Origin of the sequence: Saccharopolyspora gregorii (assembly GCF_024734405.1) — a bacterium.
Lineage (GTDB): Bacteria > Actinomycetota > Actinomycetes > Mycobacteriales > Pseudonocardiaceae > Saccharopolyspora_C > Saccharopolyspora_C gregorii.
Map to the genome: position 1 here is coordinate 4,374,892 of NZ_CP059556.1, position 13,571 is coordinate 4,388,462.

Here is a 13,571-nt window from a genome sequence, read left to right on the forward strand (position 1 = left end):
GGCCAGTGAACGGCGTGCCGCGGGCTCCCGTCAAGCCCTCGGGCGCCCGCTGCGACGTTCACCCGGGGCCGCACCCCCGCCCGGCCCACTACCCGACCGGACCACCCGTCCGGCCCTGGACTTCACCTCGCGCAGTCGCTCCCGCTCGGCGATCTGAGACGGTCGCGGCTGATCCACTGCGGACTCGCCAGCAAAAACGGAGATCATTTCCATTTCTGGGCGAGGATTTTCCGCCGGAACCGCCGCATCGCCCGATAGGTTCGCCCGGGTCCTCCGTCAGCCGGATGGACGCGGCACTGTGTGCGACCCGCCTGCTACATATGGTGATTCACCATTGCGGAGCGCACGATCGCGCACACGTTTGGCCCAGAACGCGCTACGCTGGGGACATGACAGTCGCGCTGGAGACCATCCTGGCCCGGGCAGGACTGCGGGTCACCGCCAACGAATTCCTCTCGCTCGTGGAAGACGCAGCGAAGCGGCTCATCACGCCGCAGGTCGATCCTTCAGCGCACTTCACCACCGCCGAGCGCGAAGCCCTCGCGGAAGCCGGGCTCGACCTCGCACCGCTGGCCACCGACGAGACCGATCCGCGCGCCCGCACGGTAGCCGAGCAGGCCGTGCTGCGCGATACCGCGCTGTCGGTCAACCAGGCCGCCGAGCGCATCGGCGTGGACTCCAGCCGCATCCGGCACCGCATCGGCGACGGACGGCTCATCGGCTGGAAGGACCGCGGCGGCTGGCGGCTGCCCGCCTGGCAGTTCAGCGACGACGACGTGCTCCCCGGCCTGGAGACGGTGCTCGCCGGCATGCCGCAGGACCAGCCCGCGCTGGTGCTCGCGAAGTTCATGACGACCGCGCAGGACGACCTGGAGCTCGGCGACCGCCCCGTCAGCCCGCGCGAGTGGCTGCTCGCGGGCGGCAGCGCGCGCCGCGTCGCCGACCTCGCCTCGGCGATCGGCACCCCGGCCTGACCGGCCCCGCACCGCGAACCCACCAGGACACCAGTTGGCAAGACTCCCCCAGCCGCCGGCGCCTGCGGTACTGCAGGCGATGCTGCGCCGCACCGAGGACGTGATCGCGGTGCCCGCGGGAACCCGGCTCGCCCGGGTGTTCACCTCCGGCGGCAACCACCCGCAGCAGTGGGACAGCTTCCGCTACGCCGGACCGCTGCCGCACGCCCGCTTCGACCCGCACCTGCCCAACACCCAGGGCGGGCCGACGGTCACCCGCGAGCACGGGGTGCTGTACTTCTCGCTGTCGGTGCGCACCTGCATCGCCGAGGTCTTCCAGGCCACCTCCACGGTGGACCGCCGCACCCGCAAACCGCACCTGGTGCTGTTCCGGCCGCGGCGCACGCTGCGGCTGCTGGACCTGGCCGGGCTGTGGGCGACGCGCGCCGGCGCCTCCCAGGCGATCAGCAACGGCCCGAAGGAGCGCACCCAGGCGTGGGCGCGCAGCATCCGCGCGGCCTACCCGGAGCTCGACGGGCTCTGGTACCGGTCGGCGATGGACGGCGGCAACCCGTCGCTGTGCCTGTGGGACCCGCCGTCGGCCTCGGCGCTGCCCGACGCCCCCGACGTGCTGCTCCCGCTGGAGCACCCGGGTCTCGACGTGCCGCTGGGCCGGGTCTGCAAGGACCTGAACTACACGCTGCTGGACTGAGTCCGCAGGCGAGCGGCCGCCCGACCGGCGTGGCCGGACGGCCGCTCACCCGACCGGGATCAGAGGCGGCAGGCTTCGAGGGGCGTGACGAGGATGGCGCGGGCGCCGGCCGCCCACAGCGAATCCATGATCGTCTGGGCCTGGTGGCGCGGCACCATCACCCGCACCGCCACCCAGCCCTGCTCGTCGAGCGGGGACACCGTCGGCGCCTCCATGCCCGGCGTGATCTTGCGGGCGGCGTCCAGGGACGCGGTCGGGCAGTTGTAGTCCATCATCACGTACTGCCGGGCGATGAGGACGCCGCGCAGCCGCTGGATCAGCTTCTCGATCGCCTGCTCGCTGTCCGCGGGCAGGTCGCGGGTACCGCGCACCAGCACCGCCTCGGAGCGCAGGATCGGTTCGCCGACGGTCTGCAACCCGGCTTCCCGCAGCGAGGCCCCGGTCTCCACCACGTCCGCGATGGCGTCGGCGAGCCCCAGCTCGACCGCGGTCTCCACCGCGCCGTCGAGCTCGATGATCTCCACCTCGATGCCCAGGTCCGCGGCGGCGGCCGAGACCAGCGGCGCGAACGAGGTGGCGATGCGCTTGCCGTCGAGCTCGGTCAGCGCACCGAGCCGCCCGGTCGGGGCGGCGAAGAAGAACCGCGACACCCCGAAGTCCAGCGGCAGCAGTTCGGTGGTGCTCACGTCGGTTCCGGCCGCCTGCAACAGGTCCTGGCCGGTGATGCCGACGTCGAGCACCCCGCTGCCGACGGTGCGGGCGATGTCGGTCGGCCGCAGGAAGACGAACTGGACGTCGTTGGCCGTGTCGGTGGCGAACAGCGCCTTGTGCTCGCGGTGCACGCGGTAGCCCGCGTCGGAGAGCAGCTGGATGGCGGGACCGCTCAACGATCCCTTGTTGGGCACGGCGACCCGGAGCATGGTGGTTCCTTTGCGGATTCGGTGGTGCGGGACGGCCCCGGTTCAGGCGGGGCGGCGGGGCGTTCCACCCGCGACGCGCTGCGGGCGGAACCCGCTATGGCGTTGACCACCGCACATCGAACCGTCTCCTCCTCGCCAGCCGTTCTTCTTCCGCCTGGAATGGTGGCACACCGACCGCGCCGGGCGGCCCGCGACATGTCGGTGCTCACGTCCGCCTCGTAGGCTCGGGGGCCGTTGTCCGCACGCCGGTGAGGATTCCCGCCATGCCCGACCGCCATCTCGTCGACGCCCACGTCGCGCTGCTCCGCGGCTCGCGCGTGCTGCTGAGCAAGCGCCGCGGGGACGCCTTCGACGGTTGCTGGCACCTGCCGTCCGGCAAGGTGGACGCGGGCGAGGACGTGCTCTCGGCCGCGGTGCGGGAGGCCGACGAGGAGGTCGGGGTGCGGATCGATCCGGCCGACCTGGTGCACGTGCACTCGGTGCACATCACCGGGCCGGGCCAGGAACCGCGGTTCGGCTTCTTCTTCCGCGCCTCGCGCTGGTCCGGCGAGCCGGTGAACCGGGAGCCGGAGAAGTGCCACGAGCTCGGCTGGTTCGAGCTGGACGCGCTGCCGGAGCCGATGATCGGGTACGCGGCGGTGGGCCTGCGCGCGCTGGGCGGCGGTCCCGCGTTCTCGGTGCACGGCTGGGAATGATCAGGCGGCGGCGCGCAGCGCGTCGGCCCGATCGGTGCGCTCCCAGGGGAAATCGACGTCGGTCCGTCCGAAGTGGCCGTACGCGGCGGTGGGCGCGTAGCGGACGTCCAGCAGCCCGAGGTCGCGGATGATCGCAGCCGGCCGCAGGTCGAAGACGGCGGCGATGGCGGACTGGATCCGTTGCGGTGCAACGGTTTCGGTGCCGAAGGTCTCCACGAACAGCCCGACCGGCGCCGCGGTGCCGATGGCGTAGGCCACCTGGACCTCGATGCGCCGGGCGAGCCCGGCGGCGACCACGTTGGTCGCGACCCAGCGCATCGCGTAAGCGCCGGACCGGTCCACTTTGGACGGATCTTTGCCGGAGAAGGCACCGCCGCCGTGCCGGGCGGCCCCGCCGTAGGTGTCCACCACGATCTTGCGCCCGGTGAGCCCGGCGTCGCCCATCGGCCCGCCGAGCACGAACCGGCCCGTCGGGTTCACCAGCGTCCGCGCCGCCGAGACGTCCAGGTCCAGCGCGGCCAGCTCGGGGCCGAGCACCAGTTCCCGCAGCTCCGCGTCGATCCGCGCCTCGTCCACGCCGTCCGCGTGCTGCGCGGAGAGCACCGCGGTGTCCAGGGCCACCGGCCGGTCCCCGTCGTAGGCGATGGTCACCTGCGTCTTGCCGTCCGGGCGCAGGTGCGGCAGCAGCCCGTCCTTGCGCACCGCGGCCAGCCGCCGGGCCAGCCGGTGCGCCAGCGCGATCGGCACCGGCAGCCGCTCCGGGGTCTCGTCGCAGGCGTAGCCGAACATGATCCCCTGATCACCCGCTCCCTGGCGGGCCACCTCGTCGTCGACGCCCCGCACCCGGGACTCGTAACCGTGCGCCACGCCGCGGGCGATGTCCGGGGATTGCGCGTCGATGGCGACGTTCACCCCGCAGGAGTTCCCGTCGAAGCCCTTCGCCGAGGAGTCGTAGCCGATCTCCAGCACCCGCCGCCGCACCAGGCCCGGGATGTCCACGTAGGCCTCGGTGGTGATCTCGCCGACCACGTGCACCTGCCCGGTGGTGACCATCGCCTCGACCGCCACGCGGGAGAGCGGGTCCTGGGCGAGCAGCGCGTCGAGCACCGCGTCGCTGATCGCGTCGCACACCTTGTCCGGATGACCTTCGGTCACCGATTCGCTGGTGAACAGCCGCTGCACGGTCCACCCCCTGGGAACGGGTGCGGCCCGGGCTCAGCCCTGCTCGAACCGCCGCGTCACAGCATCCCACAGCCGGGCCGAGAGCAGGGACTTCGCGCCGTGCGGCAGCGGGGTCTCGGTGCCGTCGGTGGACAGCAGCCAGCCCGCGTTGTCCTCCATCTCGAAGGCCTTGCCGTCGCCGACCGCGTTGACCACGAGCAGGTCGCAGCCCTTGCGGCCGAGCTTGCGGCGGCCGTGTTCGAGGACCGTCGTGTCCGGATCGCCGGTCTCGGCGGCGAAGCCCACGACCGCGCCGACCTGGATCCGGCCGTCGCGGCGCCGCTCGACGAGCTCGGCGAGGATGTCCGGGTTCCGGGTCAGCTTCACCGGCGGCGGATCCGCGTCCACCTTCTTGATCTTGTGCTCGGCGAGGTCCACCGGCCGGAAGTCGGCGACGGCGGCGGCCATCACGACCGCGTCCGCCCCGTCCGCCTCGGTGAGCACCGCCTCGCGCAGCTGCTCCGCGGTGCCCACGTGCACCACCCGCACCCCGGCCGGCTCCACCAGGTCGGCGGTGTGCGCGGAGACGAGCACCACCTCGGCGCCGCGGTGCGCGGCCACCCGGGCCAGCGCGTAGCCCTGCCGCCCCGACGAGCGGTTCCCCAGGTAGCGCACCGGGTCGAGGGGTTCCCGGGTACCGCCCGCGGAGATCACCACGCGGCGGCCTTCCAGGTCCCGCGGCAGCGCCGCGGCCGAGGACAGCAGCAACCTGCCCAGGTCGACGATCTCCACCGGGTCCGGCAACCGGCCCTTGCCGGTGTCCTTGCCGGTGAGCCGACCGCTGGCCGGTTCCGCGACCACCACTCCCCTGGCCCGCAACGTGGCCACGTTCTGCCGCGTCGCCGGGTGCTCCCACATCTCGGTGTGCATCGCGGGCACCACCAGCACCGGGCAACGGGCCGTGAGCAGCGTGGAGGTCAGCAGGTCGTCGGCGAGGCCGTGCGCGGCCCGCGCGAGCAGGTCCGCGGTGGCCGGCGCGACCACGACGAGATCGGCTTCCTGGCCGAGCCGGACGTGCTGGACCTGGTCGACGTCGGTGAACACGCCGGTCCGCACCGGGTGCCCGGACAGCGCCTCGAAGGTCGCGGCGCCGACGAAGTGCAACGCCGCCTCGGTGGGCACCACCCGCACGTCGTGGCCGGATTCGGTGAACCGCCGCAGCACTTCGCACGCCTTGTAGGCGGCGATGCCACCGCTGACGCCGAGCACGACCCGCGGGCGCTCCCCGGAAGGTTCCTGAGTCACGGGACTTCTCGGCTCACTCGCCTTCGGTGTGTTCCAGCACGCCCGCGTGGATCTCGCGCAGCGCGATGGACAGCGGCTTCTCCCGCGGGCCCGGCTCCACCAGCGGGCCGACGTACTCCAGCAGGCCCTCGCCGAGCTGGGCGTAGTAGTCGTTGATCTGGCGGGCGCGCTTGGCCGAGTAGATCGCCAGCGCGTACTTCGAGCTGACCTGTTCGAGCAGGTCGTCGATCGGCGGGCTGGTGATGCCCTCGGGGGAGGTCAGCGAGGACCGGCTGTTGAGGGCGGCGAGCGCGTTGGGGGTGGTCACGTGGTGGCTCCTGCTCTGAACGAAGAAGGCGGTGGACGCCGGTGCGTGGACAGCGGTGGCCGGCGGCTGGCGCCTGTCCGGCGTCCGAGCGCGGGGCTCAGACCCGGCGACCGGTCACCAATCGTATCAATTCGCTGGTCGCCGACCGCACGTCGGCGTTGACCACGGTGTCGTCGAACTCCGGTTCGGCGGCCAGCTCCTCGCGCGCGGTGCGCAGCCGGGCCTCGACCACCTCGGGATCTTCGGTGCCGCGGCCGGTGAGGCGCTGCACGAGCTCCTCCCAGGACGGGGGCAGCAGCATCACGAGCCGCGCCTCCGGCATCGACCGGCGGACCTGCCGGGCTCCTTGCAGTTCGATCTCCAGCACGGCGTCCCGGCCCGCGGCGAGCGCGTCCTCGACGGGGCCGCGCGGAGTGCCGTAGCAGTTGCCCGCGTACCGCGCGTGTTCCAGCAGCTCGCCCGCGGCGACCATCCGCTCGAACTCGGAGACGCCGACGAAGTGGTAGTGCGCGCCGTCCACCTCGCCCGCCCGGGGGCGGCGAGTGGTCACCGAAACGCTGAAGTAGATCTCCGGTGCCCGTTCGCGCAGTTCGTTCAAGACGCTGGACTTGCCGACGCCGGAAGGACCGGAGACGACGGTGAGCCGGGGCCCGTCCTGGCGGACCGACCCCGGCTCGACACCGGTACGGGTGTCGATCACTCGGCGGCGAACTCGGTGAGCAGCGCCTTGCGCTGACGCTCACCCAGCCCGCGGAGCCGGCGGCTGTTCGCGATCTCCAGCCGCTCCATGATCTGCTGAGCGCGGACCTTGCCCACGCCGGGAAGGGCCTCAAGCAGCGCGGACACCTTCATCTTGCCCAAGACCTCGTCGTTGTCGGCGGTGTCCAGGACCTCTGCCAGGCTGGTTCCACCGCGCTTGAGGCGCTCTTTGAGCTCGGCTCGGGCGCGACGGGCGGCAGCCGCCTTTTCCAAAGCTGCTGCCCGCTGCTCCTCGGTCAGCTGGGGAAGGGCCACCATGTCCTCCGTGATGTGGGGTTTCTCTTGATCGGTGCGGCGACGGTACCGAGTCCCGCCCGCCGGGTTCCACGCGGGTCCGGCTTGTCGAGCGGGCGTTCCGGGGGAAGATCCCGCCGCCTGACCCCGGGGGCGGCGCGTACAAGGGGTGCACGAGCACTGGGGCCGCTGCAACTACTACCAACAATGGCGCTGAAGTGCACTAACCTGGCAGAAAACTCTTCCGATCTGTCCGATTTCCGGGCGGTTGAGCGACACGGGGGTCGTCCGCGCAGGTCACAGCGAGACTGATACCACGTCGCGACGAAGTCGATCAAGACCTACCGGCCGGTTCGGTCCGTTCTCGCCACCGACCCCGAGCCGGACTCGGCGGCGGCGGTTCCCGATCACCCGTCCCGAGCCCCGCGACGGGCGTCCGGCGCGGCAATGAAATGATCTTGATCGGAGCGCGCCACCTCAGGTCGTCCCGGTGATGTGCGCCCGCCCCCGCCCCCTTCGCGAAGGAACGCACCGATGAGCCCCGACAGCGGCGTGCCGCGCGCCCTCCCGGCTCCCCAGCAGGCCGCACGCGGGGCCGCGCGGCGGAGATGACCGGTCAGCCGCCCTGACCGTTCCCGGTGGCTCCCCCGCCACCCCTGGACTCGCTCCGGTCGTCGCCGGAGCCCTGCCCGTTGCCGGTGGCACCCTCGCCGTTGCCGGTGGAGCCCTGCCCGTTCCCGGTCGAACCCCGTCCGTTGCCGGTGGAGCCCTGCCCGTCCCCGGAACCGCTCTCGTCCTTCCCCGGCGAGCCGTCGTCGTCCCCGTCGGCATCGCGGTCCGCGGCGTCGATCACGGCCTCGATCACGTCGCCGAGCGCGGGCGGCGGAGTCGCGGGCGGGGGCACCGGCGGAGGGACCGCGGTCCCCGGCGGTGGCGCCTGGGGCACGGGCACCGGCGGCCCCGGCACGGTGACGACGACCGGGGCGGGCGGTTCGGGCTCCGGGAAGGTGGCGACGTCGGCGGCGATCCGGCCGGCGGCCGCGAGCAGGTCGTGCGCGTAGGCGGCGTCGAGCCCGCCGGTGGCCTGCGCGGCGGCGATCTCCCGGGTGAGCGCGGCGAGCGCGTCCTCGGCGGCGGCCCGGTCGTGGCGCTGCGCGGCGTCCCGGACCTCGGCGACCGCCGCCAGCAGGTCCGCGCGCACCTCGGGCGCCATCGGCGGCGCCGGAGCGCCGCAGGAGACGAGCAGCAGCGCGGGCACCGTCCACATCGCACGCTTCATCCGCGCACCAGCCCCTCCAGGTCCGCGAGGTCCGCGGGCAGCCGCTCCGCGCCGGGCGGCCCGGATTCGGGCGGGAGCACCGGCCGGTCCGGGACGTCCGCCCCGGGGACCAGCAGGGCGGCCCCGCCGAGCACCAGGAGCAGCAGGCCCGCCGCGCCGAGCAGGAGCGCGCGCCGGCGGCGCGGGCGCGGCGGGACGGGGTCCGCGCCGTGCTCCGCGGTGTCGGCGGAGTCCCGTCGCGGCACCACCGCGTCCGAGGTGCCCGCGGCGGTGCCCCCGTCCCCCGTGGCGGCGGTGCCCGCGATGGCAGCGGTGTCCCCGCCGCCCCCGGTCTCCGCGGTTCCGGCGGCGAGCAGCCGCGCGCAGCGCGCGGCGGAGGGCCGCCGCTCCGGGTCGTACGCCGTCATGGCCGGCAGCACCTCGGCGAGCGGGTCCGGCAGCCAGTCCGGGATGCGGGGTTCGCGGGTCAGCCGGGCCACCGCGGCCTCGGTCTTGGTGCCGTCGTACTCGGCGCGCCCGGTGGCGCACTCCAGCAGCACGAGCCCGAGCGCGTACACGTCCGCGGCGTGGTCGACGTCCTCGTCGCGCACCTGCTCGGGCGCCATGTAGTGCGCGGAGCCCATGATCACGCCCGAGTCGGTCACCCGCCCCACGGCGTGCACGAGCCGCGAGATGCCGAAGTCGGCGAGGAAGACCCGCCCTTCCTCGGTGATGAGCACGTTGGAGGGCTTCACGTCCCGGTGCACGATCCCGTTGGCGTGCACGTGGGCCAGCACCTCCGCCAGCCGCCGGCCCAGCTCCACGACCTGCTCGGTCTCGAACGCGCCCGCCCGCAGGGCGGCGCTGAGGGTCCGGCCTTCGACGAGCTGCATGACGAGGTACGGATCGCCGTCGCCGGACTCGGCGCCCGCGTCGTGCACGGCCACCAGACCGGGGTGGCTCAGCCGCGCCAGCAGCCGCGCCTCGTCCTCGAAGCGCCGCCGGGAGGCTTCGTCCGCGTCGGAGCGGAAGATCTTCACCGCGACCGGTCGCCCCAGCCGGGTGTCCACCGCGCGGTGGACGACGGACATGCCGCCACGTCCCAGGCGCCTGCCCAGCCGGTACCGCCCGCCCAGCAGCTTCGGAGCCGCGTCGTCCATCCGTCCCTCCGCGGTGCCCGCCCGGACCCACCCGGGCCGCCGATGGGCGCCGACCCTAGCCGATGTGGATCACGCGCAGGAGGCGGAACGACAACGGGGTGGCCGCCCGGGCGAACCGGACGGCCACCCCGCTCGGGAGGTCGCCTGGACTACTCGCGTTCCATCTTCGACATGTCGATGCGGCCGCGGACGCAGTACCAGCCCACGACCAGCGCGATCAGGATCACCGGCAGCGCCATCAGGGTGATCTGCCCGGTCTCGTCGAAGCCCATCAGGACCACGACGGAGGCCAGGAACGCCAGCGTGACGTACTCGATGTACGGGGAGAACGGCAGCCGGTAGCCGGGCCGCTCCACTTCCCCGCGCTTGGCCTTGCGCACGAACAGCAGGTGGCTGAGCACGATGATCGCCCAGGTGGCGAGGATGCCGATCGAGGCGAAGTTCAGCACGATCTCGAACGCCTGCTCCGGCACGACCGCGTTGAGCCCGACGCCGACGACGCAGACCGCGGAGGTCAGCAGGATGCCGCCGTAGGGCACCTGGCTCTTGTTCATCGCACCGGTGAACTTCGGCGCGGAGCCGGCCAGCGACATGGACCGCAGGATGCGACCGGTGGAGTACAGCCCCGAGTTGAGGCTGGACATGGCGGCGGTGAGCACCACGAGGTTCATCACGTCCCCGGCGTAGGGGACGCCGAGGTTGGCGAGGACGGTGACGAAGGGGCTCTCGCCGTCCTTGTAGGAGCTCCACGGCATCAGCATCGTGAGCAGCACGACGGAGCCGACGTAGAAGATCCCGATCCGCCACATGATCGAGTTGATCGCCTTGGGCATGATCTTCTCGGGGTTCTCCGTCTCACCGGCGGCGACGCCGACGAGCTCGACGGAGGCGTAGGCGAACACGACGCCCTGCATGATCAGCACGACCGGCACGACCCCGGAGGGGAAGACCCCGCCGTTGTCGGAGATCACCGAGAACCCGGCCTGGTGACCGTCGATGGCGTGGCCGGTGACGATCAGGTAGATGCCGATGAGCATGAACAGCACCAGCGCGCCGACCTTGACGATGGCGAACCAGAACTCCATCTCGCCGAACAGCCGCACCGACACCATGTTCAGCGCGAGCACGACGCCCAGCGCGATCAGCGCCAGCACCCACTGCGGGATCGGGGAGAACAGCGCCCAGAAGTGGGCGTAGAGCGCGATGGCCGTGATGTCGGCGATGCCGGTGGTGGACCAGTTCAGGAAGTGCATCCACCCCGCGGTGTAGGCCCCCTTCTCCCCCATGAACTCCCGGGCGTAGGACACGAACGCGCCGGACGAGGGACGGTAGAGGATGAGCTCGCCGAGGGAGCGGACCACGAAGAACGCGAACAGCCCGCACACCGCGTAGGCGATGGCCAGCGCGGGCCCGGCCTGCACGAGCCTGCCGCCCGCGCCGAGGAACAGGCCGGTGCCGATCGCGCCGCCGATGGCGATCATGTTGATGTGCCGCGCCTTCAGCGACTTGCTGTAGCCGGCGTCTCCGGCGTCGACGGGCTGCTTCCCGTTCGGATCGCCGCCGGTCTGGAGGGTTTCTTGGCTCACTGTGTCCGGAATTTCCGTTCTGCTCGTCCACGCGGTCGGCCTGCGCGGTTGCTCGCGACTCCTCGGGGTCGCCGTTCCGGACGCTCGGGGGTTCGCCTCGATGCGCGGATTCGCCGGCGTGGAGGGTCCTTCTCAGGGCACACCGGGCCGGGCGACCACGTTCCGGCGGCCCGCGCAACCCGTTCCGATGCTTGGGACGGAATGGTGCGGCGCACACGCTCAGTTGTCAAGATCCACACCGCCTCACCCGAATCGAGCAGCATTCCCCAGAGAAAGTGTAATGAACGTCGCAGACAGTACCTGTTTTCCTAGGCCAACGCCCAGCGGAGGAACTCGCAGGCCAGAGGCTTGCCGAGGGACTGGTGAGGGGTTTCCCGACACCCTGAGTTCCACTTCCGTCCACCTGGCGGGGGACCTCCGGCAGGGTGTTCAATCCGGCGGGCAAGAATGCCGGGGCCCCCATTCAGCGTGCCTACTGGACAATTCCGGCGCTCGCCGAAATCAATTCTTAACTCGCCGGAACGTCCCCGCCGCGCCGGCGCGGCACCGCCCGAACCGGGCGCGATCGCGAGGATGACGCCCCGCGCCGGCAGGCTCTGGTGCGGGCTCGCCCGCGTCCCGGCGGCGGCGCTGAGGGCCATCGACACCAGCACCGCCACGCTCGCCGCGGTCATCGGCAGCACCGGGTAGGCACACGTCCTGATCCGCACGACCGCCGGATCCTCGCGCTCCCAGCGCCGCCGCAGCACCGGACAACACCCCCGCCGCGGCACCCCGCGCGAGTCGCCCCGGTGCGGCCACGCCGGAGCGTCCCCGTGCTCGCCGAGCACGGGACGAGGTGCGGAGCCCGGAGTTGAGCACCGACCGCACCGCCACCAGGATCACCGCCCGCAACGCCACCCCGGCTCCCGGGATGCCGATGGTGTCGAAGACCGCCACGAACGGGGATTCGCCGGCGACGAGGGTGTTCGCGGATCCGAACACCGGGGCGGTGGCGGTCAGTCCTGCCGGGTGGGCCGCAGGACGATGTCGCCGATCTCCACGTCGTCGGGCTGTTCGACGGCGAACGCGATGGCGCGGGCGACGGCGTCGGGCCCGATGCCGAGCTCGGCCATGTTCTGCCGGTACTGCGCGCGCCGCACCGGGTCTTCGACGTGGTCGACGAGCTCGGTGCGGACGTAGCCGGGCGAGATGGTGGTGGTGCGCACCGAGCCGTCGGTGGATTCCTGGCGCAGCGCCTCCATCGTGGTGCGCACCGCGTTCTTGACCCCCGCGTAGACGGCCTGCGTCGGCACGATCTTGAGGCCGGAGGTGGACGCGGTGGTGACGAAGTGCCCGCGGCCCTGGCGGCGGAACAGCGGCAGCGCGGCGGAGATGCCGTGCAGCACGCCGCGCAGGTTGACGTCGATCATGGCTTCCCAGTCGTCGACGTCGAGGTCGGTCATGGGCGCGACGCGCGCGATGCCCGCGTTGCTCACCAGCACGTCGAGCCGCCCGTGGCCCTCGACGGCCCGGTCGACGAGCCGCTGCAGGTCGGCGCGGCGGGTGACGTCGACGGCGAGCGCCTCCGCCCGCCCGCCGTCGGCGCGGATGCCCGCGACGAGCTCGTCGAGCCGGTCGGTGCGGCGGGCCCCGAGCAGGACGGTGGCGCCGCGGGCGGCGAGCTCCCGCGCGGTGGCGGCGCCGATCCCGCTGCTGGCCCCGGTGATGGCGATGATCTTCTCGTTCGGCCCGTTCATCCCACTGGCTCCAGGTCTAAGCTGACAGTTGTCCGGTTACGACTCCGACCGTACCGGACAACTGTCCGCTTGTCTCCGCTGGAAGGGGAGCACCGTGCCCGACCGAGAACTCCGCTCCGACGCCGCCGCCAACCGCGACCGCATCGTCCAGGCCGCGCGGGACGCGCTGAGCAGGTCGAACGGCGCGGCGACCGAGCTGAAGCTGCACGCCGTCGCCAAGGCGGCCGGCGTCGGCCAGGGCACCCTCTACCGGCACTTCCCCACCCGCGAGCACCTGCTCGCCGAGGTCTACCGGGAGGAGCTGGACCAGCTCGTCGAGGAGGTGCCGCCGCTGCTGGCCGAGCACCCGCCGCAGGCGGCGATGACCCGCTGGCTGCGGCGGCTCGTCGAGTACGCGCGGGTCAAGCGCGGCGTGATGGCCGCGATCGAGGCCTCGGCCTGGCAGGACCTGCACGCGGGCCGGCACCACCGGATCGACGACGCCCTGGGCGCACTGCTCGACCGGGGGAAGGCGGCGGGCGAGTTCCGCGCGGACGTCGACGCCGCCGACGTCCTGCTGCTGCTCGGCGGGCTGTCCCGCATCCCCGAAGCCGAGTGGGACGCGCGCGCGCCGACCCTCGTCGAACTCGTCGTCAACGGCCTCCGGGCGAGGTGATCAGGCCCGGGGTGCGGGCGGCTTGCACCGCCGTCCACACCGCGGTGATCCACCGGTTCGAGCCGCCCCGGCCTGACTCCTCAAGCGCGCCGAGCACGCGGCTCACGAGCGGCCACGAGAGATGAGC

General features: G+C 72.7%; 14 protein-coding genes and 1 pseudogene. 4 read left to right on the forward strand and 11 right to left on the reverse strand.

Going from position 1 to position 13,571, the window contains the following annotated elements; translation table 11 throughout:
• Positions 1 to 389: 389 nt before the first annotated feature.
• Both H1226_RS18965 and H1226_RS18970 read left to right on the forward strand, forming a co-directional pair.
• Positions 390 to 974 carry a DNA-binding protein gene (locus H1226_RS18965; RefSeq protein WP_224956545.1) on the forward strand — a complete coding sequence of 195 codons (585 nt, stop codon included), beginning with the start codon at positions 390 to 392 and terminating at the stop codon, positions 972 to 974.
• A 34-nt stretch (positions 975 to 1,008) separates the two neighbouring features.
• A complete protein-coding gene (locus H1226_RS18970) occupies positions 1,009 to 1,665 on the forward strand; it encodes an RES family NAD+ phosphorylase (RefSeq protein ID WP_224956546.1) in 657 nt (218 codons plus the stop codon).
• A gap of 59 nt (positions 1,666 to 1,724) precedes the next feature.
• Here the strand turns inward: H1226_RS18970 and hisG are convergent, their stop codons facing one another.
• Positions 1,725 to 2,585: an ATP phosphoribosyltransferase gene (gene hisG / locus H1226_RS18975; protein WP_224956547.1), complete on the reverse strand. Its 861-nt coding sequence runs from the start codon at positions 2,583 to 2,585 to the stop codon at positions 1,725 to 1,727.
• Positions 2,586 to 2,848: 263 nt separating this feature from the next.
• On the opposite strand from hisG, the gene H1226_RS18980 reads away from it, so the two are divergent.
• Positions 2,849 to 3,280, forward strand: a complete 432-nt coding sequence (locus tag H1226_RS18980) for an NUDIX hydrolase (protein ID WP_258341920.1) — start codon at positions 2,849 to 2,851, stop codon at positions 3,278 to 3,280.
• Here the strand turns inward: H1226_RS18980 and metK are convergent, their stop codons facing one another.
• The 10 genes and pseudogenes from metK to H1226_RS19025 all read right to left on the reverse strand — a co-directional run bounded on the left by metK (position 3,281) and on the right by H1226_RS19025 (position 12,789).
• Positions 3,281 to 4,453, reverse strand: a complete 1,173-nt coding sequence (gene metK / locus H1226_RS18985) for a methionine adenosyltransferase (RefSeq protein WP_258349455.1) — start codon at positions 4,451 to 4,453, stop codon at positions 3,281 to 3,283. It lies immediately after the preceding gene.
• A 42-nt stretch (positions 4,454 to 4,495) separates the two neighbouring features.
• Complete coding sequence (coaBC, locus tag H1226_RS18990; protein WP_258341921.1) at positions 4,496 to 5,746, reverse strand: bifunctional phosphopantothenoylcysteine decarboxylase/phosphopantothenate--cysteine ligase CoaBC; 1,251 nt, start codon at positions 5,744 to 5,746, stop codon at positions 4,496 to 4,498.
• Between the two features lie 13 nt (positions 5,747 to 5,759).
• Positions 5,760 to 6,053 carry a DNA-directed RNA polymerase subunit omega gene (gene rpoZ, locus H1226_RS18995; RefSeq protein WP_224956551.1) on the reverse strand — a complete coding sequence of 98 codons (294 nt, stop codon included), beginning with the start codon at positions 6,051 to 6,053 and terminating at the stop codon, positions 5,760 to 5,762.
• A gap of 97 nt (positions 6,054 to 6,150) precedes the next feature.
• A complete protein-coding gene (gmk, locus tag H1226_RS19000) occupies positions 6,151 to 6,753 on the reverse strand; it encodes a guanylate kinase (RefSeq protein WP_224956553.1) in 603 nt (200 codons plus the stop codon).
• Positions 6,750 to 7,067 carry an integration host factor, actinobacterial type gene (gene mihF, locus H1226_RS19005; RefSeq protein ID WP_184484996.1) on the reverse strand — a complete coding sequence of 106 codons (318 nt, stop codon included), beginning with the start codon at positions 7,065 to 7,067 and terminating at the stop codon, positions 6,750 to 6,752. The genes gmk and mihF overlap by 4 nt, the downstream gene beginning before the upstream one ends.
• Positions 7,068 to 7,662: 595 nt before the next feature.
• Positions 7,663 to 8,325 carry a hypothetical protein gene (locus tag H1226_RS19010; RefSeq protein ID WP_258341922.1) on the reverse strand — a complete coding sequence of 221 codons (663 nt, stop codon included), beginning with the start codon at positions 8,323 to 8,325 and terminating at the stop codon, positions 7,663 to 7,665.
• Positions 8,322 to 9,464, reverse strand: a complete 1,143-nt coding sequence (locus tag H1226_RS19015) for a serine/threonine-protein kinase (protein ID WP_258341923.1) — start codon at positions 9,462 to 9,464, stop codon at positions 8,322 to 8,324. The genes H1226_RS19010 and H1226_RS19015 overlap by 4 nt, the downstream gene beginning before the upstream one ends.
• A 149-nt stretch (positions 9,465 to 9,613) precedes the next feature.
• Complete coding sequence (locus H1226_RS19020) at positions 9,614 to 10,945, reverse strand: amino acid permease (protein WP_258349456.1); 1,332 nt, start codon at positions 10,943 to 10,945, stop codon at positions 9,614 to 9,616.
• A gap of 909 nt (positions 10,946 to 11,854) precedes the next feature.
• Positions 11,855 to 12,034 (reverse strand): annotated as a pseudogene (locus H1226_RS28365) (hypothetical protein); the annotation flags it as partial.
• A 14-nt stretch (positions 12,035 to 12,048) separates the two neighbouring features.
• Positions 12,049 to 12,789: an SDR family oxidoreductase gene (locus H1226_RS19025; protein WP_258341924.1), complete on the reverse strand. Its 741-nt coding sequence runs from the start codon at positions 12,787 to 12,789 to the stop codon at positions 12,049 to 12,051.
• A 94-nt stretch (positions 12,790 to 12,883) separates the two neighbouring features.
• Between H1226_RS19025 and H1226_RS19030 the strand changes: the two genes are divergently transcribed.
• Entirely contained in the window at positions 12,884 to 13,444 is a 561-nt protein-coding gene (locus H1226_RS19030) for a TetR/AcrR family transcriptional regulator (RefSeq protein ID WP_258341925.1), read from the forward strand.
• Positions 13,445 to 13,571 lie beyond the last annotated feature (127 nt).